Source organism: Candidatus Desulfofervidus auxilii (assembly GCF_001577525.1).
In the GTDB taxonomy this organism is placed as follows: domain Bacteria; phylum Desulfobacterota; class Desulfofervidia; order Desulfofervidales; family Desulfofervidaceae; genus Desulfofervidus; species Desulfofervidus auxilii.
Map to the genome: position 1 here is coordinate 1071559 of NZ_CP013015.1, position 25188 is coordinate 1096746.

Consider the following 25188-nt stretch of genomic DNA (forward strand, 5'->3'; position numbering starts at 1 on the left):
TCCACAAGAGCTATCGCAATCTCTTCCTAAAGCAGTGAATTAGTGAATTAGTTAACCCCCCTATTTGTAACTCTAAGCCTTTAAGTCAGCCTTTTCTAACTCACTAAATCACTAGTCACTTCAGCCCTTTAGGGCTGCTGTCGCAATCCCCTCAAATCGGGTTAAGAGGTTGGTGGGGAATAGTAGATATGTGATTCTTTAATAAATATTCATACAATTGCAGATTTGTGAAAAACAGCCACCGGTACAGTGATTGTTTTATCCCACTTTTGTTTTGTTTTAACCATATGCTCAATTATTTTTGCCACTTCTGCTGTAAGAAACTTTTCTCCGCATTGCTGGCAAACACCTACAGGAACATTTTCAAAGAGATACAATTGCCCTTTATAACGATATTCTAATTCCACTCTTTGCTCTTTCACTTCCCCTCCACAAAACGAGCAATCTCCATAGTTATGAGCCATTTTTTTCTCCTTTTGCTCTTGTTTTTTCATCAATCCATTTTGGCGCCTTGGGAATATATACTGTTATTATTCTAATCCATCCTGTTTTTGTATAACCACAGACAATATGTATGGGGCGTCCTTTTGAATAACCTAAAATAAGACAACTTGGTCCTCTTGGATCATGAACATACTCTTCTAAAATTTCACCATTTAAAATAGCTGTTTCTAAATCATGTATATCTATATCTTCAGCATATCTTTCTTTTTCTGCATGATAACTAATTTCATATTCACCTGATTTTATCTTTGTCTGAATTTTTTTAATATCCATTTAACTCAAATTAAATTTAAATGTTTTTTAACATTCTGGCAAGTTTTTATAACCATTCCCCAGCCAGCTGTTTTCCATCAAATCGGGTCAGCTAAAGCAGAGAGTTAGACACAAGTGAGTTAGTGAATTAGTTAACCCCCCTCTATTTGCAACTCTAAGCCTTTAAGTCAGCCTTTTCTAACTCACTAAATCACTAGTCACTAGTCACTTCAGCCCTTTAGGGCTGCTGTCGCAATCCCCTCAAATCGGGTCAATGTTTCTAAATAAACGTTAACACGTTAGAACGTTAAAACGTTCACACGTTATCCTCAAATCGGGTCAGCTAAAGCAGAGAGTTAGACACAAGTGAGTTAGTGAATTAGTTAACCCCCCTCTATTTGCAACTCTAAGCCTTTAAGTCAGCCTTTTCTAACTCACTAAATCACTAGTCACTAGTCACTTCAGCCCTTTAGGGCTGCTGTCGCAATCCCCTCAAATCGGGTCAATGTTTCTTACAGAGAACAAGACGCACTCGCTCGCAAGCTTGCTTTAGAAAGTCGCAATCCCCTCAAATCGGGTCAATGTTTCTTACATTTTGATTGTTGCAATTATGGTTGCTACACAGAACTGTCGCCTGGTCGCAATCCCCTCAAATCGGGTCAATGTTTCTTACCGGGCACATCACCGCCATGCGCCAACTCCTGGGCAAAAGTCGCAATCCCCTCAAATCGGGTCAATGTTTCTTACTCTGAGCTGCGGAAGGGGGTGGTAGGTGTGCGCTACGTCGCAATCCCCTCAAATCGGGTCAATGTTTCTTACTTAGGATAACCTGTGCTTACAGCCTTTTCACTGCCACTAGCGTCGCAATCCCCTCAAATCGGGTCAATGTTTCTTACACATCTGAGGTAGCTAATAAAGCGTGGTTTATTCAGTTGAGGTCGCAATCCCCTCAAATCGGGTCAATGTTTCTAAATAAACGTTAACACGTTAGAACGTTAAAACGTTCACACGTTATCCTCAAATCGGGTCAATGTTTCTTACGGGGTGATACTATGAAAAGAGAAATGCTGATGGATGGTCGCAATCCCCTCAAATCGGGTCAATGTTTCTTACTTGATGAAGAAAAAGAATTATTAGCATTTGCTACGTCGCAATCCCCTCAAATCGGGTCAATGTTTCTTACGAAGAATCAAAGTTGAATTTGACGGCGAAAGTGGCCGGTCGCAATCCCCTCAAATCGGGTCAATGTTTCTTACTACGTATTTGCCAGCCAAATAAATAAAAGGGAGGAGGGTCGCAATCCCCTCAAATCGGGTCAATGTTTCTTACTTAAAAGGCACTTCCCAAAGGCAAAGTTTAAAATAAAAACAGTCGCAATCCCCTCAAATCGGGTCAATGTTTCTTACTTACGCACTACCTGAAAAACTAAAGCCTGATAAAGTGGCAGCGTCGCAATCCCCTCAAATCGGGTCAATGTTTCTTACGAGGTGAGGAGATGAAGAAGTGTTTACGGTGTGGCTGTCGCAATCCCCTCAAATCGGGTCAATGTTTCTTACCCGTGCCTACCGTGGCGGGATATAAAACAACGGTGGGAATAAAGTCGCAATCCCCTCAAATCGGGTCAATGTTTCTTACGAAGCAGTAATAACGAAAAAAGGCAATCTCAAAAAACGTCGCAATCCCCTCAAATCGGGTCAATGTTTCTTACGGTCTATGAAGAGGTCGTAGATAGAGCCAGTTACAATAAGTCGCAATCCCCTCAAATCGGGTCAATGTTTCTTACAGAAATTGATTGGCCTGAAAGTTTAAACGACGCAATTCAGTCGCAATCCCCTCAAATCGGGTCAATGTTTCTTACAGGAAATTCAAAATAAAATCAATCAGCTTGACCACCAAGTCGCAATCCCCTCAAATCGGGTCAATGTTTCTTACAAGTAAGGGAAATTTACAGAATAAGAAAACAAGATACATTAGCGTCGCAATCCCCTCAAATCGGGTCAATGTTTCTTACAGCACCCATCTTTTCTTACGGATTATAGGAAACTTAACACCCCTTTTTCGGGAACCTCATTATTTCTATGGTTGCCTTTTTCCTATTTAACATACCTACCCCAGTAACTCCCCAAAAAACCATCAAAAATTCCCTTCGGGAACCTCTATGGTTTTTAGGGCACTTAGGAACACAAAGAAGGTTCCCGCAATTTTTTCCTATTCAGTTGTCAAAAGAGCTTAATTCTCTGAAACTTAATAGCATAATTTTTAATTTAAGACAAGAGAAATTTTATTTCCAAAACCGTAATAACTCTAAAAGAAAACCCACAAATATTTTATTTAAGACCGTGCCTGTCTGCCAAACAGGCAGGCCTTCCTGTCGGTAGACACGGCCGTCAGGCAGGGGCAGACAGGTCTGTGAGCGGAGATGTTAGAATAAAAAATCAATCGCGGATTTTGGGAAATTTTAGTTTTTGTGTGAAAAGTTTTATGGTATAGAAATCTTAAGAAATTAAGTTCAAAATAGAAAAAGAGTAGCAGATTGAAGTTCATCTTAGACCACTTAGCTATTGGAAGTTATGAAGAGGCCTTAAGGCCATCTTCTGAGATTACGGCTCTATTAAACGTGGCAAAGGAAAAGGATTTAAAAACAAGCCTTCTTTATCATAAAGTTCCCATTATTGATATGCAACCTATTCCATCAGCCCAGATGTTAGAGGCCGCCAAATGGATTCAGAAACACATTAGTAAGCACATTATCATGGTCTTTTGCAATGCTGGGATTGGACGTTCTCCTTCGGTGGTAATAGGCTATCTTTGCTGTTTTCTTAATTATGGTTTTGGTGAAGCAATAGAATATGTGGCAAAAAGAAAATCAGATATTTCTATTCTTCCCAATCTATTGAGGACTATTGAAGAAGTAAAAGCAGAGATTTAGTTATATGAAAGGTTTAATCCTAGCAGCAGGTTTGGGTAAAAGACTCAGACCCATAACAGAATCAATTCCCAAGGCATTAATTTCAGTAGGAGGAAAGCCCTTGATTACTTACCCACTTTTAAAATTAAAGAAGGCAGGCATAAAGACCATAGGAATTGTGATCAGGCCTGAAGATTATTCAAAGTTTAAATCCCGTTTAAGATTTTCTGGATTGAAAATTGAATATATATTTCAAAAGTTACCTCAAGGTACGGCAAAAGCGCTGGAATGTGCTAAAGATTTTATTTCAGACAATAAGTTTTTATTATGTTGGTGTGATTTCTTGAGTCCCTTTGATTACAAGAAGCTGATTGAAGAACATCTCAACTTTAAACCCACAGCTACTATTTTGATAAACAAGGAAAAAGACCCCTCAGGTAGTGCTCAGGTGCTTTTTAAATGCCCCTATATCACTAAAATTGTAGAGAAACCTTCAAAGCAATTCTCTTTATGGGGATCAACCGGACTCTTAGCCCTTGAGCCTGAAGTATTTTCTATTATTCCCAAAATTAAACCATCTGCTCAAGGAGAGTATCATGTCGCTGATGTCCTTCAATATCTTATTGATCAGGGGAAAAAGGTGAGATTTGTAAAACTTGATACCTGGCGAATAAATGTAAATACTTTTGAAGACTTAAAGTGGGCTGAATTTAAAATCACAATTGAAAAATTGTAGGTGATTACCTTGAAGAAAGTATGTTAAGAAGATACAATGAAAAAATCAATTTGAAAAATTTGAAATAGAGTCATGCCCAATATATACCTCATCTTTTCCCATAAATTGACCTCTGAGCAGGAAAAGGATTTAAGGCAAAACTGGCAGGTGGAAAAATTTATTGCTTTGCCAGAGCATTTGCAGGAGTTATGGTCAAACATTCCACCAGATTTGCCTGAATTAAATTGCTATTTAGAACCCATTAAACACTGGCTTAAAGAAAATGCCAGGTCAGGTGACTTGGTTTTAATTCAGGGGGATTTTGGTGCTGTTTATATCGTGGTGAATTATGCCTTTAAATTGCGCCTTATCCCGGTTTATGCTACCACTGAAAGGCTTATAAAGAAGGAGGTTTCTTCCAAAGGTGAGGTGGCTTTGAGCAGAATCTTTCGGCACAAGATATTCAGGGTTTATGGGAGATAAGGATGGGAAGGAAGTTTTTGAGTTTTCTAGGGACAACTAAATATGTTCCCGCAAATTATTCTTTTCAAGCTCAAAAAGTTGATAATGTTACCTTTGTCCAAGAAGCACTTGTTCAAATCTTTTGTAAAGATTGGAATAAAGATGATAAAATTTGCATTTTTTGCACAAAAGATGCTCAAGATAAAAACTGGGAAGATAAAGACAAATCTGAAAAAGCGAATTTTGATAAAGGCTTATATTCTCGTTTGCTGTCTTTAAATTTAAGGCCTAACATAGAAAAAGTGGATATTCCTGAAGGGAAAACAGAAGAGGAGATTTTAGCAATTTTTGAGAGAGTCTTTAATGCACTTAAAGAAAATGACTCTATTACTTTTGATATCACTCATTCATTTCGTTCTCTGCCAATGCTTAACCTAGTTGTGCTTAATTATGCTAAGTTTTTAAAAAATATTCAAATTGAAGGTATATATTACGGAGCATTTGAGGTTTTAGGGCATCCTGGAGGGGTTGAAAAAAACATTCCTCTTGAAAAAAGAAATGCCCCTATTTTTGACCTTACACCTTATGCTGAATTACTTGAATGGAGCTGGGCGGTATCGGATTTTGTCAAATATGGCCAAACACTGAGATTAAAAGAGCTGGTTGAAGAAAAAACAAGACCTCTCTTGGCTGAAACTAAGGGTAAAAATGTGTCAGCAAAAGATTTAAAAACATTAGCAGAAAGATTGAATGAACTTGCTAATAATATTCTTTGTAATAGAGGATATGGAATTACGAAACAAAATAATTTTAATGCACTTATTGATAACATCCAGAGAACAGAGTTGATTCCTCCTTTTAAACCACTTTTAGAAAAAATCAAAACAAAAACAAAAGATTTTAGGACAGATGATGTAAAAAATGGTTTTATAGCTGCTAAATGGTGCTATGAACATGGACTTATTCCACAAGGTATAACTATTTTACAAGAAACGATTATTTCTCTTTTTTGTAAAGGAAATGAATTAAATATAAGGGATAAGCGAGATAGAGAATTTATTTCTGCGTGTCTTAATGTGGGAGATAAACCTCAAATTAGATTAAGAGATATCTTAGAAGAAAGAAAAAAAGAGGCAGAAAAAATTATAAACACCATACCCAAAGAAATTCCTAAGTTGTTTAGAGATTTAACTGGTGCAAGAAATGACATTAATCATGGTGGTTTTAATAAAGATGCACGAAAGTATCAAAAATTTTATCAGCAATTAAATAAATTCTTGCAAGAAGCAGAAAAATTATTTTGAACTTAAAATTTTTTTTAATCTTTCCGTTATGGAGCAGCCTGCTTATCATTGCCTGAACTTAATAAAACAGGAGCTTGAAAAGGGGCATCAAGGTAAGGCCATAGACCTGGCATTGAGATATTTCTCAAGAGATTTTTCTGACCCTGAGCTTTATTATGAATGGGGAAAGACTTTTGAATTGCTGGGTTTGGCTAAAAAGGCGATTGAAAGCTATGGATTTGCATTAAAGCTTTCCCCTAATAATCCTCATTATTTGAAATCTTTAGCCATTCTTCTTTATGAAACAGGTCTTTTGGAAAAGGCTTTTTCTATATTTAAAAAATTGACAAATGTTGTTCCCAATGATGAAGAGATTAATGCTTACTGGATTAATCTCTTAGAAGAACTTGGACTTAAAGGGGTAAGTGAAAGTTTAAAAGGGATTGAGAAAAAGGCTTCGCCGCTTAGATACTTCCCGCCAAGTTTAGGAAAGGAAGAGATAGAGATTTTTTTAAGGCTTTTTTCTGGTAGAGAAAGGGGATTTGCAGAACAGATTTTAGATAAAAAGACTGCCCTTTCACGGTTGATCTTTTATGATTTTCCTCTTACGCCAGAATTTGTGAGAGCCCATATTCTTTCAGAAAAAACTATTTTCTTTTTCCCTTTAAGAGAAGATAAACGGATGAAAATGGGCATTATTGCCTTTTTTATTTCTAAAAGAGAAAGATTTCTCTATGCAAGACAACCTGCTTATTTAACGCTGAAAAGCGAGAGATTAAAAGCTTATTGCCTTAAGGTCCAGGAGATAGTTAATAAAACCTTTGAAATTCCCGGTTATTTAGAAAAAGTCAATAGATTTTTCTATCGTTTATGGATATTTTTAGAAGAATTTATCCATTTTTTGCAGATAAAGCGCTTTTTAAAAGAAATTATTCAAAAATTGCCCTATCCTGAATTTGGTATTGCAGTTGAACCTCTTTTACCAACAAGACCAATAGGTGTAGGCTGGCAAGAAAGACCCATCTTTTTGCCCCTTGGAATAAATAGAGAAACAAAAGAAAGAAGCCTTTTTATTAATGAAGACGGAGAGTTTTATAAAGAGCAAATTAGGTTTTTAAAAAAGATAAAAGAAATAAGCCATTTAGAGTTAAAGACATTTGTTAGGCGAGGTATAAGTGGGATAGAGTCAAAAACAGAGGATGAAGTATTAGAAAAACTGAGAAAAAGTTGTTTGATTATAGACACATTGGTAAATAAAGCAGAGGCAGGTCGTGTGCTTGAGCACAGAGAAAAGCTTATTCTATTTTATACTTTAGGGTTAGTTGATAAGAAGTTGTTGCATAAAGTGCTTTATCCTACTCCTGATTATAATGCCTTTAAGGTGGAACGAATTTTAAGAGCAATGAAAAAGAATCCTATAAGTTGTGTGAAGATCAGGGAATTTTTACCAGAATTGAGTTTAAGTCTTGATTGTCATTGTGTATTTGATTTAAGTGATGGACGTTATCCTTCTCCGTTGCTCCATATAAATCCATATCTGGTGCCTTCAGAGGATTATAGGCTTACTCTTCAAAGAAGCTCTTTTAACAAGTTAGTAAAGGTGTTTATTGAGTTATATCAACAGAGAGAAGGTATTGATAGAAAATTAAGACAGATTGAAAGGGAGTTGGCAGGGGTGTTTTCTAAAAAAGCCTTAAAGAGTATACCATAGAAGGTATGACTTTGGTGTTTGATGGGGGAAATTTTTATTTGCGTAGGGAATAAATGGCAGTTTTTTATGCAGTAGAACAGGGAATAAACCTTCAAAAAGATGGGGAAAGGCTGGTGGTAAAAAAGGAAGGTAGGGTGTTAAAGACCATTCATTTTCACAACCTGGAACAAGTAATTTTGATGGGAAGAATTTGTATCAGCCCCGCAGTTATTGCCACCTTACTTAAACGAAGAATTGATACTGTTTTTCTGACTAAAACAGGTAAATATCTGGGCAGGCTTGCTTCTTTAATAGGGAAAAATATAGAGCTAAGACTTACTCAGTTTGAAAGAATAAAAGACCCGCAATTTCGGTTGACCATAACAAAGGCCATTGTTAAAGGTAAGATTGAAAACCAGCAAATGTTGTTGAGAAGAATTAATCGTAAAGGTCTTGGACTAGAAGATGTAATCTTGAAGTTAAGAGGGATGGCCAAACGGGTAGAAAAAGAGGACGATATTGAAGTTTTAAGAGGGATAGAGGGTATTGCTTCCAGGTTGTATTTTAGTGCCTATGCTGCTGGTTTTGGTAAAGGAATTGAATTTAAGGGACGGGAGCGTAGACCGCCCAAAGACCCGGTAAACTCACTTTTAAGCCTGGGGTATACCTTTTTGTTTAGCAATGTGTTTTCTATTATCAACATGGTAGGGTTGGACCCATACCTTGGTTGTTATCATACAGTGGATTATGGCAGACCTTCTTTAGCCTTGGATTTGATGGAGGAATGGAGGCCGGTTATAGTTGATGCATTGGTATTAAGTGTTTTTAACCTTAAGGTATTGAATGAAGAGGATTTTACAGAAAGCGAAGATGGACTGTTTTTAAGCCAGGATGCCTTGCGGAAGTTTATTGTCCAGTTTGAGCGAAAAATGGGAGAAAGGGTAACACACCCTTTCAGGGAAACAAAGATCCGGTATAGAAGCTATATTGAGGCCCAAGTGAGAAGCTTTGTCCATGTCTTGAGAGATGAGGACACATATAAAGCAGCGGTGTTCAGATGAGCAACAGAAGCCTTGTAGTGATTTCTTATGATATTTCAGATGATAAGAGACGGAATAGGATAAGCAAGCTTTTGGAAAATTATGGTAAGCGGGTGCAAAAGAGCGTGTTTGAATGTTTTCTCACTCCAGAGATGTGTGATGAAGTGAAACATAGAATAATGGAGATTTTGGATAAAAGACAGGACAGAGCAAGAATTTATCCCATCTGCCATGCCTGCCTTAAACAGGCAGAGATATCGGGATTTGCTGAAGTGCCAGAACAGGAGGAGTTTGTAGTGGTATGAAAGAAAAGCAATTTGTAATAGTGAGTTATGATATAGCTGATGAAGAAAGATTAAGAAAAATAGCAAAAATCATGGAAGATTATGGCTTCAGGGTGCTTTATAGTGTGTTTGAGTGTTATATAAATAGAAGTTTGTTTGAGGAGATGAAGACAAAGGTAGAAAAGCTGATAGACCACCTGGAAGATAGCGTGATTTATTACTTTCTTTGTGAGCATTGCAGAGAGAAAATTGAGCATATTGGCAGGACACCTTTTTATTTAGAAGAAGAAAAGGTGGAAGTTGTTTAAAGATTTGTTGTTTCAGTGTATGATAAAAAGAGGGGTGAAAAGTAATGTCAAATTTTTTACAAATAATTGAAAAGGAACTAGCAATTCCCCGAAAACAGTTACTTGAGAAAGCAACCAAAAAATTCTTGGAAACAGAACTTAGAAATATTTGTGCAGAAACCAAAAAAATTTCATCTCGTTATGGTGTAAATTCCTTTGATGAATTATGGGAAAGACTTGAAAAAGGTGACATAACACAGGCTTGCACAGATTGCCTTAAGTGAATTTGCAGATATAGTAATAGACACCCTTAGTTATTACTCTTAGCTCCCATTTTCTCCTTTGTTCTATAGCTAGGGCCATTAATGGCAATAATATGACTATGATGTAAAAGCCTGTCAAGTATCGCTGAGGCAATTACACAGGGATACGGCAAAGTAGTTTAATTAGAATAGATAAAAAGGTAATTCTTGTAGCACAACCTGTCTGCCGACAGGCAGGAAGGTTTTTTAAATAAAAAAGATAATTAAAAGATTAAAAAAGCAAAGTTAAACACTATTTCAGCATACCGGTGATGTCTTATAATTTCCGTAAAAAAGGGTGGCCTAGGTGATGATAGATAAATTTAACAATGGCTATGAGCCATTTCACGTTAAGACGGCCGAGGGAAAGTTCTGCTTTTTAAGCTGGGTTTTACACTCACCTACAATGAGAACTTTTTTGCCATCTTGATCGGCCTTGCCAAGGATATTAACCTCTAGATATCTACCAGGGCTAATTTCTACAAAATTCCTTTTAAGAGAGGCAAGCACTTTGAGGCCATATTCCCTTTCAAGCAATGGGGGAAAACCGACAAAGGCCCTATCTTCAAGCATAACCAACAGTATGTGCCAGTCCTCCAAATTGTTCCCTGGTTTTGCGATGTTCACCAACAAGCTTTTTCAGCTCAGCTTCAGTTTTTTTCTGAGCCTCAGCCAATTCTTTAACGGTCTGCCCCAGGTCTTTAACAATTTCCTTAAGCTCATTAAATTCCTTTTTGGTAACTCTGTGACCTCACGCTGCCGTTCAATTTCCTCCAAGACGGCCAATAAGACCTCTCTGGTGGAGGGTTCAACCTTCTCCAGAAGTCTTATGATATTAACACTATAAGGCATACATATTTCCTAGCAAATTTTTGGCCCTTTTCCAAGGAATTTGATGAAAAATAAGAGATTGATAAGTCGCAATCCCCTCAAATCGGGTCAATGTTTCTAAATAAACGTTAACACGTTAGAACGTTAAAACGTTCACACGTTATCCTCAAATCGGGTCAGCTAAAGCAGTGAGTTAGTGAATTAGTTAACCCCCCTATTTGCAACTCTAAGCCTTTAAATCAGCCTTTTCTAACTTGGTTTAATGTATTCTCACTATGTATGTGGACATCTGCAAATACAAAAGGGGAAATAAAACCTATAAAAGGGTGCTGTTGAGAGAAGGCTATAGAGAGGGTGGAAAGGTAAAACATCGCACACTTGCTAATCTTTCTCATTGTAGTGATAAAGAAATTGAGGCCATTCGGATTGCCCTTAATCGGCGGTAAGACTGGCCCAAAATCATGCCGTAGCAGAGATACTTAATCTTAATGAGTTTAATGAAGATGATCTTTACAAAACACTTGATTGGCTATATGAGCATAAAGAAAGGATAGAAAGGGCAAATAGATACCTTTATGAGCATAAAAGGGCAAAGATAGCGACACAGATAAGACATATAAAGAAGTATATTGTCAAGCTTAAACTGGATGGTCTTTTAGATGTAGAGGCCGATGAAGGGAAGAAGCAGATACAATCAAAATGGGACTAGTTCTTATGTGGAAGATTCGTTGTATTATCTGAACCATGCGGGATATAAAGAACTAGCAAGAGAGGTTTATTTATTCATCCATCAATTCAAGCCATTCCCTTTCACTTAATCCAGACTGCTCAATCATTGATTTCAATGTCTTAGGTGCAAATCTTTTTTGATTGACTATTACAGTAACCCGCATCTTTTGGCCTTTTACATAACCCACATATTGAAAATGGCTTCCTTTCTTTCTACTTAATTTAAAACCCTCTTTTTCGAGTATTTTTATAACCTTTCTGGAATCTAGTCTTAAAAGCCTTTTATCCAACCACAGCCTCAGTCAGATTCAAAACATTCTTTTCCAGTATCCTGTTGCGGACTTCCTGTGCTTTTTGTTTAAAATATTTTATCCATTCTTCTACCGGTGCAGGCCGGGGAATAAACTCCTTTTCATCTCCTGATTCATATACATCTTCCAAATAAAGTTCTATCGCTTCTCTTATATTTTTCCTCGCTTCTTCAAGCGTCTCTCCCTGAGAAGCAACATTTAACTCCAGACATAATGCAGAATATAAATCACCTTCTTTTTCAATAAGAATATGCAAATCAAGTCTTCCCGCAGGGTTTGACTCCATTTTCTTCCCTCTGTTATACTTCTTCTTTCCATCACACTAACACACCCTGGACAAAAAAGTCAAGTATTTTTGTGCCATAGGGAAGCCGAGGTGGCACTATTTCTGTCTACCATGTGGAGTATAAAGATTTACTTTTACAGCAAGTTTAAAAGAGAAATGCGAGTATTATCTGCGGAGTGCTTTTTCTTGTAAATGCAGCAATCTTGATTTTGTTTATGAAAGCTCATGAAACGAGAAAAGGATAAACTTAACAGAAAAGAAAAACGGTAAAATCAAAAAACAGTGTCTTGACATACGTTCCAAAACGCGACCAGGAGGTTTGGCTTATAACCTCATTTCCTTAGGGCAAGTCTCTTGGAAACCCACATAAATACCTTCTCCGCTTCTAACTCACTAAATCACTAGTCACTTCAGCCCTTTAGGGCTGCTGTCGCAATCCCCTCAAATCGGGTCAATGTTTCTAAATAAACGTTAACACGTTAGAACGTTAAAACGTTCACACGTTATCCTCAAATCGGGTCAATGTTTCTTACAGCAGTGTTTCTGCTGATTTGTGAAGGGCCTTTGGCCCTTATTTCATTTTTATTAATTTTTCCAACAAAATATCTTCAACATTTCTTCTAGAATCAATTATTGTCAATATGTATACTTTGTTTTCAGTCACTCTATACATCACCCTCCAAGGAGGAACAATTAGCTCTCGATAAATTAAAATGCCTTGTTTCTGTAATTCAGGGATATGACGACCACGATAGGGAGAGGAAGTAAGAGTCTCTACCTTTTCTTTGATTTGAGTAAAAAGTTTTCTTGCTGTTAATGGACTATTTTGAGCTATATAATCAATGATTTCTTCAAGATCATTAACGGCAGATTTAGCCCATATTACTTGAAACTTCTGTTCCATCACTCATTTCAACTTTTCTTGAATCTTCTCTATAACCAAGTCATTGAGCATAACGTTATTATTTTTTATTTCTTCCTCAGCTAGGGATAAAATTTTTAAGATGCCTATTGCGTTCTTCATTTTTTCAAAGCTTTCTGGATCTTGCAACACAGCTCGAGGCTTTCCATTTTGTGTAATTATTACAGGACGATGCGTCTCGTTAATCTGTTTTAACAAATCCGCCGTTTTCGACTTCAAATAGCTGATTGGCTTAATATCGGTAGATATATTCATTTTATCACCTCCTGTCTTTTTATGATATCAAATTCAGACTGGATGTCAACTTTATTTGTCTCTTAGAGTCAACCAAATTAAAATTAAAGTATCTCTATATTCTTTCAAGCTATTTGGCATAATCATTAAATTAAAATTACGACTTTGGTATCCAAAAGACCACCCTTCTGATTGAGAAATTGTCCTGCTCCCCGAGGGGGGCAGGACACAATGTTTCTTACAAGTTTACAAGTGGGTATTCCTCCCGGTAGGAGTAAATGGTCGCAATCCCCTCAAATCGGGTCAATGTTTCTTACTTGGCAGCACCCATCTTTTCTTACGGATTATAGGAAACTTAACACCCCTTTTTCGGGAACCTCATTATTTCTATGCTTTCTTTTTCCTATTTAACATACCTACCCCACTAACTCCCCAAAAAACCACCAAAAATCCCTTTCGGGAACCTCTATGGTTTTTAGGGCACTTAGGACAAGCAGGGAGGTTCCCGCAATTTTCTCCTATTCAGTTGTCAAAAGAGCTTAATTCTTTGGAACTTAATAGCATAATTTTTCATTTAAGACAAGAGAAATTTTATTTCCTGGATTCAGCTTGAGATTTTTTTCTTGACATTTTAACGGTATTTAGGTAAGGGATTGATAATGGGGAAAACAGAATTTCACCTGATTACTCTAGGTAATAGTCTTATTGCAAATTATCAAAAGGCTATAGATGATTCTAAAATAAAGAAGGCAGGAATGGGTTAATGCGGTTCTTTGGTTTATCTCGTTATGAAAAAAATCTGAAATATATTTTGAAGTGACCACGCCTTTAGGAGTTAAGATTAGAACCACAAAGCAATATTGGACTTATCTAGTAAATATTAAACATCCAGTGATGAGGAGGAAAGAAGAAATTGTTAAGAAAGTTTTATCTGATAGATAAAGTAAAAGAAGGGAGATTAATATGGACAAGGTAATTATTCATTACCACAAACAAACAGACACAATGGATATCTGGTTTGGCAATCCAACCGATGAATATCTTTGTGAGGAAGTCGGGGAGGGTGTAATTTTAAAAAAAGATAAAAATGGTAAGGTAATAGGTATAGAAAAATTATATGTGACAAAAACTCTTAGTCTTAGTATAGAACAGCCTTTACCTGTTGAGGTGGTTATGTCCTAAAAGGATAAGGCAAGAGTTAGAATTATCCGCTTTGACCATCATGGGTTGGTAGAAGTTGAGAAAAACAAAATCAGAATCACAAACAAAGGCCCTTGGGCGTATGAGTGTTTGAAACTATTAAATAAAGAGCAAAGGTAAAAAAATTATTAAAAAATGAATCAAAATGAAACACGTCAAGCTTTAATTCTCGGTGCTCTCCTTCATGATATAGGTAAGTTTGTTCAACGAACTGAAGCTAATCCTAGGTTTCAGAATCACTGCCATTGGGGTGAGAAATGGTTTCAAGATAATCTTTCTGAAAAATTAACAGTTATTTTTAATAAAGAGGATAAAGAGATTATAAGGTCTGCTATTGCTAATCACCATGCATATGAAAAATATATTTCATTGGCTGATGCTATCTCAGCAGGTATGGATCGTATTGAACTTAAAGATGAGGAAGACAAAGATCCTTTTACTAAAAGGTTAACTTCCATTTTTTCTAGGATTTCCATTTCTGATAAAGACAAAAAGCTCAAACATTATAGACTTATTTTTTTAGACAAAAAGAATTTCCCAGACATATTCCCTATAGATGATGATAAATGTTCCTATCAAGAGTATAAAAAGTTATTAAAAGCATTTAACGATGAGATTGATAAATTAGATTTCAGTAAATTGTCACCTTCTCAGTTAGTGGAATGGATGTATTTTTTACTTCTAAAATATACTTGGTGCATTCCTAGCGCTGCGTATAAACATGAACCTGATGTCTCATTGTTTGACCACCTTAAGACCACTGCAGCAATTGCAATATGTCTCTATGACTACCACAAAGAACATTTAGATGAAAAATTAAATATTGAAACTAAAGCCTTTCAATTAATTGCAGGTGATGTTTCAGGTATTCAAGATTATATCTTTAGCATTCTTCCTCAGCATGGAAAAGTTGCCAAACGTCTCCGAGCGCGTTCATTATATATTCAACTTATTTCAGAAGTTGTTACACATAAAATACTTCATAGCTTTAACTTACCCTTGTGCAATCAAATAATTGTGGCTGGTGGTAATTTTTATGTTTTGGTCCCAAATCTTAAAGACACTAATCGTAAAATTCAAATAGTGCAAGAAGAATGTGAAAAATGGATGTTTGAGGAGTTAAATGCTGAACTTTCCATTCCTCAAGCCAACATAGAGTTGTCAGGAAAGGATCTAGTAAATTTTTCAAAAGCATTAGAAAAAATAAGGGATAATCTTAATTATCAAAAATATTACTCTCATAAATTAGTACTTTCTTCTGAAGATGTGTGGAATGAAGAAAAATTCTTGCGTCCTGAAACAGTTGAAGGAGACGGAAAAGTCTGTCAAAGTTGCAGCAGACATCCACAGGTAGAAGGTGATGAAGAAGGACTTTGTAAACATTGTTTAACTGACACTAAAATAGGTAGTCTTTTACCAAAGAAGAAATATATTGCCTTTTTTAGTGATCCTACACATAAGTTTGAAATATTAAATTATTCTTTTGAATTATGGGATGACAAAGACCTAAAAAGTGTAACTAAAAAAAATCCTTATCTTATTTTGAATTTAAATGACTCAAAGATAAATCATTTAGTAAGAGGATTTAGATATATAACTACACATATTCCTACTAAAGAAGATATTTCTGAGGTAAAAGTAGAAGAAAAGGGTCAAATAGCTACTTTTGATGAGATAGCTGACAATTCTGAAGGAGATAAATTACTTGGATATGTAAAAGCAGATGTTGATAATCTAGGAATAATTTTACGCTCTGGCTTTAAACCTGAAGAATCTTCCATTTCCCGGTTTGCTACATTTTCAAGGATGTTAGAAACTTTCTTTTCTGGGTATCTCCAGTTTAAATTAACTAATCATAGAAATTTCAGGAAGATATATACCGTATTTGCAGGTGGAGATGATTTGTTTGTAATAGGCCCATGGGATAAAGTAATAAATTTTATTCGGGAAATTAGAAAAGATTTTAGCAAATTTTGTGCAGATAATCCTGATCTTACTTTTTCTGCTGGAATTTCCCTTGCTAAACATCACATTCCAATTTCTTTTTGTGTAAATTCTGTAAACAATGCGTTAAAGAAAGCAAAAGATAGAAAGGATAAAAATAACAAAAAGATTAAAGATGGAGTAACTTTATTTGAACAGATGCTTGGTTGGGATGAATTGGAAACAATACTTATTGAAACAAAAAGAATAATAGAATGGTTAAAGCATGGGATTGTTTCTCGAACTCTTGTTTATAATTTTCGGCAATATGGAGAAATGTATCAAAAATATAACAAAGAAGGAAAAGTAGAATATCTTAAATTTATTCCTCTCCTCACTTATGATATTGTTCGAAATTTGTCTTTAGAAAAACAAAAAGATGCCTTCCTTTGGGCAGAAGATTTAAGACATATTGAAGGAAGTAAAAATTTACCATTTTTAAGGACTATTATGGAGTACGTGCTTACTTATACAAGGAGGTAAGGATGAAAAAGTGTGAAATTTGTGGAGCTCAAATAAAGCCTAAATTTTCTTTATGCAAGGATTGTCAAGAAAGCAAAAGATTACCTGACTCATTAACAATAAGGGGTTCGTTTTATCAAGATAAGCAATTAAAAAGATTAAAAAAAGAAGTATTTATAGATATACCAGAAAGGGTAGCGAAGTTACTTCAACGAGGAGAAATGGGAATGAATAAACTCCGGACTTTCTTTTGTATGATTCGTAATGCCCATGAAACCTTTTCTTTCAGTGAAGAGAAAAATTTTGAGGATATAAAACCCCAACTTTGGAGAATTATTACTGTGGCTGAGGACAGAAAACGTCGCAAAGTGGTGCCTCAATCATTTTGTGACTTCATAAAATTAGGAATAAACATTGCTTTAAAAGACTCATCAGGAAGAGAATTATATGGATTTGTTGAATTTTTTAGATCTATAATTGCTTATTCAAAATAAAAGTTAATCAAGGGGGGTAATTATGCAGTTAGAAAAATTTTATATCATAACAGGTAATATTTATTGGAGTGGAGGTAGAATTGGAACATCAAAAGAAACAGTAGAAATTGCAGCAACAACAGAAAATCCTATTATTCGTCATCCTATAACAGGATTACCATATATTCCAGGATCATCTCTTAAAGGTAAGATTCGAAGCTTATTAGAATTGTCAACTGAGAAAGAAAGAATTGCAAATCTTAAGCAGAAGATTGAAGAAATCAAGAAAGAAGAACCTTCAGGAAATGACAGGAAACATAAAGAATGGAAAGAAAAATTGAGAAGGCTTGAAAATTATTTAAACTCCATAAAGAATGGAGAGCCTTGTGGCTGCGGATTAGAATCATGTCAAATTTGCCGAGCATTTGGACCTCATAAGAATGTTGAGCATAAATTAGGACCTTCCCGATTAATCTTTCGCGATGCAAAATTAGCAACTAAGGAAGATATAAATGGAATAGAAAATCTTCCTGAACCTAAATATACCCTCGAAGATATTAAAAAATACTCAACTGAAAGGGGGTTACATTATGCTGAGATTAAGTCAGAAAACATTATAAATCGCTACACTGGACGTGCTTCTGATCCTAGACAAATGGAAAGGGTAATTGATGGCTCGCTTTTCAAAATGGAAGTGGTGGTACGAGTATTTGAAGGAGATGAAGGAAGCGGGAGTAAAAAGCCAGAAGATAATCCTAATGTAAAAATATTAAAGAAAGGTATAAAACTTTTAGAAAAAGACTATCTTGGTGGTTCAGGTACTCGAGGATATGGAAAAGTAAAATTTTATGGAATGAAAATTGATGGAAACCCTTGGGAAAACTTTTAGCCAAATGAAAACTTATAGAATTAAGCTTTCTCTAAATAGTGGATTTCTTACTCCTTTTCATGCTGATACTCTATTTGGGCATCTTTGTTGGGTAATAGCCTATTTAGAAGAAGAAAAAGAATTGGAAAAATTCCTTAAACCATTTAAGGAAGGGAATCCGCCTTTTCTTATCTCCGATGGTTTTCCTGAGAATTTTTTACCTCGTCCATTTTCTGCTGAATTTAATGTAGAAGATCCTGAACTGAGGAAGGAAATTAAAAAAAGAAATTTTGTAAGTTTAGCTGAATTTAATCATATTAGAGAAGATAAATCTTTAGAAGAATTGGAGACAATCGAGCCTTCTATTTATGAAGTTACAACAACTCATAATTCTATTAATCGTCTCACTTATACTACTTTTACTGAAGGTGGACTTTATGATCTCGAAGAGATAATTGTTTCCTATGTTTCTATTTATTTAAAGGTTGTTTCTGAAAGTTGGAAAGAAAGAGTTACTGAACTAATTGAAAAACTTTCAAATTTTGGGTATGGTAGGAAAAAATCTATTGGCAAAGGTCAATTTTGTTTAAAGGAAGTAGAGGAATTTGAATTTCCTGAGGTTAAAAATCCTAATGGTTTTGTTACTCTTTCAAATTTTTGCCCTTCAAAAAATAACCCTACTGAAGGGTTATATAAAGTCTTCGTTAAGTATGGTAAATTAGGCGAAGTATTTACCTACTGTGGGAATCCCTTTAAAAGGCCTTTGGTAATGATAAAGACTGGCTCAGTATTTAAGACAGAAGGTAAACCTAAACACTTTTATGGTCGTATAGTTGAAAACATTGCTCCAGCGGCACCAAATGTTATCCAATACGCATATGCCTTTGCGGTTCCGATTATTTATCCTGAAAAGAAATAAACTGAAGAAATGGAAAATTTTGAAATAATGTTTTCCTTTATCGGTGAGCAACCAATTCCTAATTTATTGCCTGTAAAATATTTCAAGCCTTCTAAAGTTGTAATGATTTATACAGAACTTACAGAAGAGGTAAAAGACAGATTGAAAAATGTGTTAAGTAAACAGCGTTTTCTAATTGATGACTCGTGTAGAACAGATCCATACAAAATGGATGAGATAATTTCAATTTTAGAGAGGCTGCTTATTAAATATACAAACAAGAAAATCATTTTTAATCTCACAGGTGGCACTAAACCTATGACCTTTGCAGGTTATAAAATTGCTGAAAAATACAAAATCCCTTTTGTTTATCAGCAAAGCGAAAAAAATAAAACAGTATTTATGTATTATGAATTTAAAAATAATTCGCCAATTTTAGAGGAAATTTCTGTCCCTCCATTAATAAGTCTAAAAGAACATATTGAGGCTCATATTTCTAATTACCAAATTACAAACAAAACAAAGGATGATCCAGGCGGTAAATTTGAAAAAGCAGTAAAAGATGCTTTAATTGGAGAAGTAGATGAAGTCATAATAGGAGTAAGATTGAATAATATCCAAGTGGATCTTCTTATAAGATGTGGAAATCATGTAGGAGTAGCTGAATTAAAAACATCTGGTAATAAAACAAGTGCCGTAAATCAAATAGTTTTACCTGCAAGGCGAGAATATTTGGGAACTTATGTAAAAAAATTTGTAGTAGTAGGAGATAAAGCTACAAATAATTTAAAAGGAAGAGCAAAAGCAGCAGGAGTCAAAGTGATTGAATTGCCAAGTTTTAAACAGAGTAATGATTTATCAAAAGATGATAAGATGCGCTTAATTCAAGAAATAAGAAAATCGTTAACTTAAGTATATATCCATAAAAAATAACCAAAATTTCATGAATAGGATGTTAAAACAGCCCCAAAACAATTCATTATCTGTTCAAACTTTTGTTTTCCTAAAAGAATTTGTGATGTAGAAAATTGTGCATAAGCCTGCAAATCAATTTCCCTTGACTTTTTTCTAGTCTAATAGTAAAATTTAGACCAAATGAATCTAGTAAAGCGTAATATTTTAGACAAAATTTATTTCTGGCTTGAAGGTCCACATATTTTAGTAATTCATGGTGCAAGAAGGACAGGGAAAACTACTCTTTTGCACATCTTAAAGTCAGATTTAGAGGCAAAAGGTAAAAAGGTAGTTTATCTACCTGTGGACCAGATGTTGTTTGAACCCTGTTTAAAAGACCCTATTTCATTGGAAAATTGGCTTAAACAGGAAGGTCTTTTATCGCAAAGGCGTCTTTATCTTTTGTTAGATGAGGCACAGTATCTGCCTGATGCAGGTATGTTTTTGAAAGCTTTGCATGACAGGCTTTCTCCAAAGGTAAAACTGATTGTATCTAGCTCATCCAGTCTTGAACTTGCTAAAACCAGAGAGTTTCTGACAGGAAGAAAGATAGAATTTCATTTAGAACGGTTTTCTTTTCTGGAATTTCTTTCTTTAAGGTTTCCTAAACCATTTGTAAAACAAGCCCCTTTTTCGGATTTAAGTGAGATTAAAGAGATTTATGAGCTTTATGGCCAGAGGTTAAAGGAACTTTTTGTAGAGTATATCAGTTGGGGAGGTTATCCTGAAGTTGTGTTTGAGGAAATACCTGATAAAAAGCAACGCATTTTAAGAGAAATCCTTTCAGTATATCTGGAAAAAGACGTATCTGCCTTTTTGAAAATTAGACAGGTTTCTGCCTTTAACAATTTGATAAGGATTCTTGCATCACAAATAGGTAGTCTGGTAAATAAGACAGAATTAAGCAATACATTGGGCATTCGTTTTGAAACCATTAACTCCTATCTGGACATTCTAAAACATACCTTTATTTTCTTATTCCTAAGCCCATTTTTTAGGAATGTGCAAAAAGAAATTTCTAAGAGTCCAAAGATATATGCAAGAGATATGGGCATAATGCGTTATGTCCTTAAAAGAGGCTATGATGATTACCGCATAATTCCAGGAGAAGTTGTTGAAAACTTTGTTTATCGTGAGCTTATAGAAAGGTTTCCCATTTCTGATATTTATTTTTATCGCACATTGGCAGGAGGAGAAATTGACTTCGTAGTTTCAGAAGAAAAGTTTTATCTAATTGAAAGTAAATTTCGCAATCAAAAGCGATTTCCAAAGGCCATTAAGAATTTTATTGAGAGATATTCAGAAAAAGGGTCATTGGTTATTGTTATTACTAAAGACATTTTGGAATTTCATTCTGAAATAATTTATCTTCCAGCTCTATGTTTGCCGTTTTGGAAATTCTAAACATTTACTTGACGGCTACAAATGTGGTAAAAGTAGTTAGTTATGAAAACAATAAACGCAAATACTCTAAAGCAAATTTTTAAAGAAGCAGATTGCATCCTTTCACAAAAATGAATTCTATTGGGCTAATTCCAAAAAACAAAAATATGCCTTAATAAAAGATAAACCTGAGATTAAAGAGATAAGAATATTAGCCCTTTTGGCTTCTCTTGCTGAATGGCTTGCTCAAAAAGAGGATGTGCCTGTGCCTGAATGGGTTGAAAAAATAGGGTCAGCCATACCTGCTGTTTACCTAACTTCAAATGATACCTTTAAAATGATTGCCTTTAGGGATGCTCCTATTGTCTTTAGAAAAAGACATATTTTTATAGACCCAAGAAGTTTTGAAAAATAGGAAGAAGGCGCATTACTATTCAGAATCCCTACTAATTGACTATTTTTCATATAGCTGTAAAATTGTCTTGACTATTTTGCAAAATGGGTTAAAAAAGTCTTATGAATTTATATCAAATCATTGGCAAGTGGGCATTTTCTGCTTCGTTTTTAGGTAAAAGGATGTGTTTTCTAACAGGACCAAGACAAATAGGGAAAACCACACTTTCACTTTTGCATCTTAAATCGCTCAGACAGGAAAAGAATTACTACAATTGGGATATCTTGGGTGTAAAAAAACTTTATGCTGAAAACCCTTTGTTTTTTTTAGAAAACCTTCCTGAAATACCACCCCCTCCTGCACCAAACTTAATGCCTAAATATTGGATTGTTTTTGATGAATTTCATAAACATCCAAATTGGAAGAATTTATTAAAAGGTTATTATGATGAATTTGGCCATTTTTTAAGGTTTGTAGTCTGTGGAAGTGCTAGACTTGACCTTTTTCGGTTAACAGGAGAGAGTCTTTTAGGGCGATATTTTCTTTTTAAGATGTTTCCTCTTGGTCCAAGGGATATTACAGAAGGAGGAAATTTTTCTCTTAAACATTGTTGGTATCCAGAAAATACTTTAAACATTACCTTACCGTCTTCAGATTTTAAAGAAGCAGTGGAAACATTATTTAGACTTTCTGGTTTCCCAGAGCCATTTTTAATGGGCAGAGCAGAGTTTTATAATCGCTGGAAAGAAGAACATATTTCTCTTTTAACCACAGAAGAGATAAGGGACCTTTCAAAAATTTCTGATTTAGTAAGATTGCAAACATTGGTGTTCCTTTTACCAGAGAGAGTAGGAGCACCTGTAAGTTTAAATAAGTTGGCCCATATTTTAGAATGTGCATATAATACCGTAAAAACATGGATAGAAGCATTGGAGAAGGTCTATTTATTTTTTCGGATTTCCCCTTTTATGGGAAAAATAAGTCGTTCTCTCAAGAAAGAAAAAAAACTTTATTTTTGGGATTGGGGAATTTTATCAGAAGGGGGTAAAAGATTTGAAAATTTTATCGCTGTCCAGCTTATACGCACTCTTTCAGCATGGAATGAGTGGGGATGGGGCAGATTTGAACTTTATTATGTAAGGACAAAGGAAGGGAAAGAAGTAGATTTTTTGGTTGTAAAAAACGGTAAACCGTTTATGTTAATAGAGACCAAACTCTCTGAGGTAAATTTAGATCCTAGTCTTCTTTATTTTAAAAAAAGATTAAATGCTCCTTATGCCTTTCAGGTAATTTATCATCCGGACTTCCTTAAACAGGTTACTCCTGGCATATTTGTTATAGATGCTTCAAGGTTTCTTTATTTGCTAGCATGATAGAGCTTTAATTTATCCTGAAGAAAGAAAACCGGGAACAGTTGATGAAATTGTAAAGAAGCTCTTTGTGAAGAAATATGGATAGAAATAAGAATAAAATAAAAGGTGGGATGAGCTGGTGAGTTTGGAAGAAGCTAAAGAAGGGGTAAAATATGCTAGACGCCGATTTTCAGGCCACTACCTTATACCTGCCCAGGCCAAATGCAGTGTTTTTGCCGATGTGGATATATTGGCCTAGTTTGAGTAAGGGATAGATTTTAGACAGATTGCCTGTCATGGTCATTTTGCCCATGACGCCACCAATGTGCAAATGAGTATCTTGCCTTTTAGAAAAACGCTTGAAGTCTGTCCATTCAAATTGGCTTGCTGTTTTGATGCCTTTTAGTATTTTATCTAAATCAAGGTTTTTAAGGAGGTCTATCTCTCCTTCTCCATAAAGAAAGCTCAGAATTTTGAGCCGATGACTGATGGCAAAAATGATGTCTTTTAGAGTTATATGATCTCTCAATTTCCCTCTGATCTTAAGCCGCAGTGGAGTGATGGTTTTAAAGATTAGTTTTTCCCCTTTGCATTTGTTTTTAAAGATATTTTTCAATGTTAGTGAGGTTTCCAGGGGAATGAGCCTGTTTTCATATTGGTTAAAAACCTGTTTGGTGCGTTTTTCAGAGGTATATTTTCTGACTTCTTTTAAGTCAAATTTGCCCTTGCCTTTTCCCATGCCCAGATGACCCATCTTTATTATGGCATAGATAACATAGGGAAGATAATCAATTGCCTTTCCAAAAATAGTAAAACCAAATTGATATATAGAGTTTCTTTTCATGTTTTTTCCGCCTAAATCAAGAGGATAAAGGATTAAGGGATGGGGAGGATTAGTAATACCTTTAATGGAATTTTGGGTTTCTGTCTCAAATAGGAAGTGATAGATACAAGTTTTTCTTACCAGACAATCACTACATACCTGCTTTCTATTTAAGCAAACTGCCCTTTTTAGGGCTACACCAAATGTCCCTCGCAACATAGAGCCAGGGAAATAGGGGATTAAAAAGGGAGTTAAGGCCTTAATTTTGACCTTATAACGATGGATAGAGAGGTCTGCTAAAAAAGGATTATTTAAATCCACAGTAAGCAATTATATGGATTTTAAATAAAATGGCAACTTGGTTTTTAAAATATTGATAAAAATATCATGTGAGTGTCAATTTTTTGTAACAATTGTAGAGCTTATCCTCGCTCCAATGTAAAATGAAGATTGCAAAGTGCAAAGTCATTTTCCCCCTCCTTTCGTAGTGGAATTGGGGTCTATAATTAAAAGTGAGAGTAAAAAATAGGGAATGAAATTAAGAAGCCTTCTTTATGTGATATAAATGATAAATGGCTAGGGGAACATTTGTGGCTAACGGGGTCAGTCAATAATGTTGAATTATTGTGACTCGGTTTGAATTGCCGGATGTTCTCCTGCCAATACCCTGTCTAATGGAAAGGTGCCTTTAAGTGGCTATTATAGACGGGATAAAGGTATTGGCAGAGCCATAAAATATCAAACATAAAGGAGGGTGAGGCGTGAAAAGGTTATCTGGAGGAATCGATATTGGCAGTGATAATCATCACATAATTATCATGGATGATGAAGAACAGATTTTGTATGACCAGAAGATAGCACACAAATTCAGTGAATTTTATAAGGCAGTTAGAGAATTTAGAGAGATTGAGAAAAGAGAAGGTGGGATAATATCATTTGCAATTGAAGGAAAGAATGGATACGGAGCACCATTTGATCGGATACTTATAGAGAGCGGATTCACCTTATACAATGTAGATAATTTAAAATTAAAACAATTTCGGAATGTATTTGGGGCAGAATGGCGTAACGATAAAAGGGACGCAAAAATGTTAGCAAAAATGCTGAAATTAAGAGATTATTTAGACGCTGAAAATGAAAAGGCATTCATTGCGGTAGAGAAGGCAACAAAAATCAATGAAAAGTTAAAGATTCTGTCTCGGCATCAACAAACCCTGATAGATGAGAAGATAAGGTTGCAAAACAGGCTTCGAAAAAGGCTATTAGAAGTATCTCCTGAGATATTAGAGATTGGTGATACAGACAGCAAGAAGATGTTGAGGCTTCTGGTAAGGTATCCTGATTTTTCGAGATATAAG

28 protein-coding genes, 1 pseudogene and 1 CRISPR repeat array are annotated in these 25188 nt (G+C 35.2%); of the genes and pseudogenes, 20 read left to right on the forward strand and 9 right to left on the reverse strand.

Annotated features, from left to right (window positions below; all coding sequences use genetic code 11):
• Nucleotides 1-209: 209 nt before the first annotated feature.
• Together HS1_RS05500 and HS1_RS05505 are read right to left on the reverse strand one after the other, a co-directional pair.
• On the reverse strand, nt 210-464 hold the full coding sequence (locus HS1_RS05500) for a type II toxin-antitoxin system MqsA family antitoxin (protein ID WP_066062066.1): 255 nt from the start codon (nt 462-464) through the stop codon (nt 210-212).
• Entirely contained in the window at nt 454-777 is a 324-nt protein-coding gene (locus HS1_RS05505) for a DUF4258 domain-containing protein (protein ID WP_066062069.1), read from the reverse strand. The genes HS1_RS05500 and HS1_RS05505 overlap by 11 nt, the downstream gene beginning before the upstream one ends.
• Nucleotides 778-1236: 459 nt before the next feature.
• Nucleotides 1237-2767: direct repeats of the CRISPR family, unit length 36 nt; unit sequence GTCGCAATCCCCTCAAATCGGGTCAATGTTTCTTAC.
• A 522-nt stretch (nt 2768-3289) separates the two neighbouring features.
• Here HS1_RS05505 and HS1_RS05515 point away from each other — a divergent pair.
• The 9 genes from HS1_RS05515 (at nt 3290) to HS1_RS05555 (ending at nt 9709) form a co-directional block, all read left to right on the forward strand.
• Nucleotides 3290-3685: a dual specificity protein phosphatase family protein gene (locus HS1_RS05515; RefSeq protein WP_066062074.1), complete on the forward strand. Its 396-nt coding sequence runs from the start codon at nt 3290-3292 to the stop codon at nt 3683-3685.
• A gap of 4 nt (nt 3686-3689) precedes the next feature.
• Nucleotides 3690-4400 carry a sugar phosphate nucleotidyltransferase gene (locus HS1_RS05520; RefSeq protein WP_066062077.1) on the forward strand — a complete coding sequence of 237 codons (711 nt, stop codon included), beginning with the start codon at nt 3690-3692 and terminating at the stop codon, nt 4398-4400.
• Between the two features lie 72 nt (nt 4401-4472).
• Nucleotides 4473-4862: a CRISPR-associated protein Csx20 gene (gene csx20, locus HS1_RS05525; RefSeq protein WP_066062080.1), complete on the forward strand. Its 390-nt coding sequence runs from the start codon at nt 4473-4475 to the stop codon at nt 4860-4862.
• A gap of 2 nt (nt 4863-4864) precedes the next feature.
• Nucleotides 4865-6145 (forward strand): TIGR02221 family CRISPR-associated protein, encoded by a 1281-nt coding sequence (csx2, locus tag HS1_RS05530; RefSeq protein WP_066062083.1) that lies wholly within the window; start codon nt 4865-4867, stop codon nt 6143-6145.
• 28 nt (nt 6146-6173) lie between these two features.
• Nucleotides 6174-7835 (forward strand): CRISPR-associated primase-polymerase type A1, encoded by a 1662-nt coding sequence (locus tag HS1_RS05535; protein ID WP_066062086.1) that lies wholly within the window; start codon nt 6174-6176, stop codon nt 7833-7835.
• 53 nt (nt 7836-7888) lie between these two features.
• Entirely contained in the window at nt 7889-8875 is a 987-nt protein-coding gene (gene cas1, locus HS1_RS05540) for a CRISPR-associated endonuclease Cas1 (RefSeq protein WP_066062088.1), read from the forward strand.
• On the forward strand, nt 8872-9159 hold the full coding sequence (cas2, locus tag HS1_RS05545) for a CRISPR-associated endonuclease Cas2 (RefSeq protein ID WP_066062091.1): 288 nt from the start codon (nt 8872-8874) through the stop codon (nt 9157-9159). Before cas1 ends, cas2 (HS1_RS05545) begins: the two co-directional genes overlap by 4 nt.
• On the forward strand, nt 9156-9446 hold the full coding sequence (gene cas2 / locus HS1_RS05550) for a CRISPR-associated endonuclease Cas2 (RefSeq protein WP_066062094.1): 291 nt from the start codon (nt 9156-9158) through the stop codon (nt 9444-9446). The genes cas2 (HS1_RS05545) and cas2 (HS1_RS05550) overlap by 4 nt, the downstream gene beginning before the upstream one ends.
• A 44-nt stretch (nt 9447-9490) precedes the next feature.
• Nucleotides 9491-9709 (forward strand): hypothetical protein, encoded by a 219-nt coding sequence (locus HS1_RS05555; RefSeq protein ID WP_066062097.1) that lies wholly within the window; start codon nt 9491-9493, stop codon nt 9707-9709.
• A 26-nt stretch (nt 9710-9735) separates the two neighbouring features.
• Here the strand turns inward: HS1_RS05555 and HS1_RS13965 are convergent.
• Both HS1_RS13965 and HS1_RS05560 read right to left on the reverse strand, forming a co-directional pair.
• Nucleotides 9736-9846: pseudogene (locus HS1_RS13965) on the reverse strand (ATP-binding protein); the annotation flags it as partial.
• Between the two features lie 226 nt (nt 9847-10072).
• Nucleotides 10073-10300: a hypothetical protein gene (locus tag HS1_RS05560; protein ID WP_066062100.1), complete on the reverse strand. Its 228-nt coding sequence runs from the start codon at nt 10298-10300 to the stop codon at nt 10073-10075.
• A gap of 533 nt (nt 10301-10833) precedes the next feature.
• On the opposite strand from HS1_RS05560, the gene HS1_RS13130 reads away from it, so the two are divergent.
• Nucleotides 10834-11004, forward strand: coding sequence for a hypothetical protein (locus HS1_RS13130; protein WP_156469408.1), 171 nt, complete (start codon nt 10834-10836; stop codon nt 11002-11004).
• A 333-nt stretch (nt 11005-11337) separates the two neighbouring features.
• Here the strand turns inward: HS1_RS13130 and HS1_RS05570 are convergent, their stop codons facing one another.
• The 4 genes from HS1_RS05570 to HS1_RS05585 form a co-directional block, all read right to left on the reverse strand.
• Nucleotides 11338-11577 carry a type II toxin-antitoxin system HicA family toxin gene (locus tag HS1_RS05570; protein WP_066062105.1) on the reverse strand — a complete coding sequence of 80 codons (240 nt, stop codon included), beginning with the start codon at nt 11575-11577 and terminating at the stop codon, nt 11338-11340.
• Nucleotides 11570-11884: a type II toxin-antitoxin system HicB family antitoxin gene (locus tag HS1_RS13135; RefSeq protein ID WP_156469409.1), complete on the reverse strand. Its 315-nt coding sequence runs from the start codon at nt 11882-11884 to the stop codon at nt 11570-11572. Before HS1_RS13135 ends, HS1_RS05570 begins: the two co-directional genes overlap by 8 nt.
• A gap of 571 nt (nt 11885-12455) precedes the next feature.
• On the reverse strand, nt 12456-12788 hold the full coding sequence (locus HS1_RS05580; protein WP_066066461.1) for a type II toxin-antitoxin system RelE/ParE family toxin: 333 nt from the start codon (nt 12786-12788) through the stop codon (nt 12456-12458).
• Nucleotides 12789-12791: 3 nt separating this feature from the next.
• A complete protein-coding gene (locus tag HS1_RS05585) occupies nt 12792-13061 on the reverse strand; it encodes a type II toxin-antitoxin system Phd/YefM family antitoxin (protein WP_066062108.1) in 270 nt (89 codons plus the stop codon).
• 942 nt (nt 13062-14003) lie between these two features.
• Between HS1_RS05585 and HS1_RS05590 the strand changes: the two genes are divergently transcribed.
• The 9 genes from HS1_RS05590 to HS1_RS05630 all read left to right on the forward strand — a co-directional run bounded on the left by HS1_RS05590 (nt 14004) and on the right by HS1_RS05630 (nt 23028).
• On the forward strand, nt 14004-14222 hold the full coding sequence (locus HS1_RS05590) for a DUF2283 domain-containing protein (RefSeq protein ID WP_066062111.1): 219 nt from the start codon (nt 14004-14006) through the stop codon (nt 14220-14222).
• Nucleotides 14223-14375: 153 nt separating this feature from the next.
• A complete protein-coding gene (gene cas10 / locus HS1_RS05595; RefSeq protein WP_066062114.1) occupies nt 14376-16706 on the forward strand; it encodes a type III-A CRISPR-associated protein Cas10/Csm1 in 2331 nt (776 codons plus the stop codon).
• Between the two features lie 2 nt (nt 16707-16708).
• Nucleotides 16709-17179: a type III-A CRISPR-associated protein Csm2 gene (gene csm2 / locus HS1_RS05600; protein WP_066062117.1), complete on the forward strand. Its 471-nt coding sequence runs from the start codon at nt 16709-16711 to the stop codon at nt 17177-17179.
• Between the two features lie 22 nt (nt 17180-17201).
• Nucleotides 17202-18047 carry a type III-A CRISPR-associated RAMP protein Csm3 gene (gene csm3 / locus HS1_RS05605; RefSeq protein WP_066062120.1) on the forward strand — a complete coding sequence of 282 codons (846 nt, stop codon included), beginning with the start codon at nt 17202-17204 and terminating at the stop codon, nt 18045-18047.
• A 4-nt stretch (nt 18048-18051) separates the two neighbouring features.
• The gene (gene csm4, locus HS1_RS05610; protein ID WP_172793654.1) at nt 18052-18945 is read left to right on the forward strand and encodes a type III-A CRISPR-associated RAMP protein Csm4; all 894 of its coding nucleotides are present in this window, start codon (nt 18052-18054) and stop codon (nt 18943-18945) included.
• A 9-nt stretch (nt 18946-18954) separates the two neighbouring features.
• Nucleotides 18955-19836, forward strand: coding sequence for a PDDEXK family nuclease (locus tag HS1_RS05615; RefSeq protein WP_066062126.1), 882 nt, complete (start codon nt 18955-18957; stop codon nt 19834-19836).
• A 183-nt stretch (nt 19837-20019) separates the two neighbouring features.
• Nucleotides 20020-21282 carry an ATP-binding protein gene (locus tag HS1_RS05620; RefSeq protein ID WP_066062128.1) on the forward strand — a complete coding sequence of 421 codons (1263 nt, stop codon included), beginning with the start codon at nt 20020-20022 and terminating at the stop codon, nt 21280-21282.
• A 199-nt stretch (nt 21283-21481) separates the two neighbouring features.
• Nucleotides 21482-21676, forward strand: coding sequence for a hypothetical protein (locus tag HS1_RS05625; RefSeq protein WP_066062131.1), 195 nt, complete (start codon nt 21482-21484; stop codon nt 21674-21676).
• 101 nt (nt 21677-21777) lie between these two features.
• Entirely contained in the window at nt 21778-23028 is a 1251-nt protein-coding gene (locus tag HS1_RS05630; RefSeq protein ID WP_066062134.1) for an ATP-binding protein, read from the forward strand.
• Between the two features lie 169 nt (nt 23029-23197).
• Here the strand turns inward: HS1_RS05630 and cas6 are convergent, their stop codons facing one another.
• A complete protein-coding gene (gene cas6 / locus HS1_RS05635; protein ID WP_066062135.1) occupies nt 23198-24151 on the reverse strand; it encodes a CRISPR system precrRNA processing endoribonuclease RAMP protein Cas6 in 954 nt (317 codons plus the stop codon).
• 440 nt (nt 24152-24591) lie between these two features.
• On the opposite strand from cas6, the gene HS1_RS13365 reads away from it, so the two are divergent.
• A partial coding sequence (locus tag HS1_RS13365) for an IS110 family transposase (protein WP_172793628.1) occupies nt 24592-25188 on the forward strand: 597 nt, incomplete at its 3' end.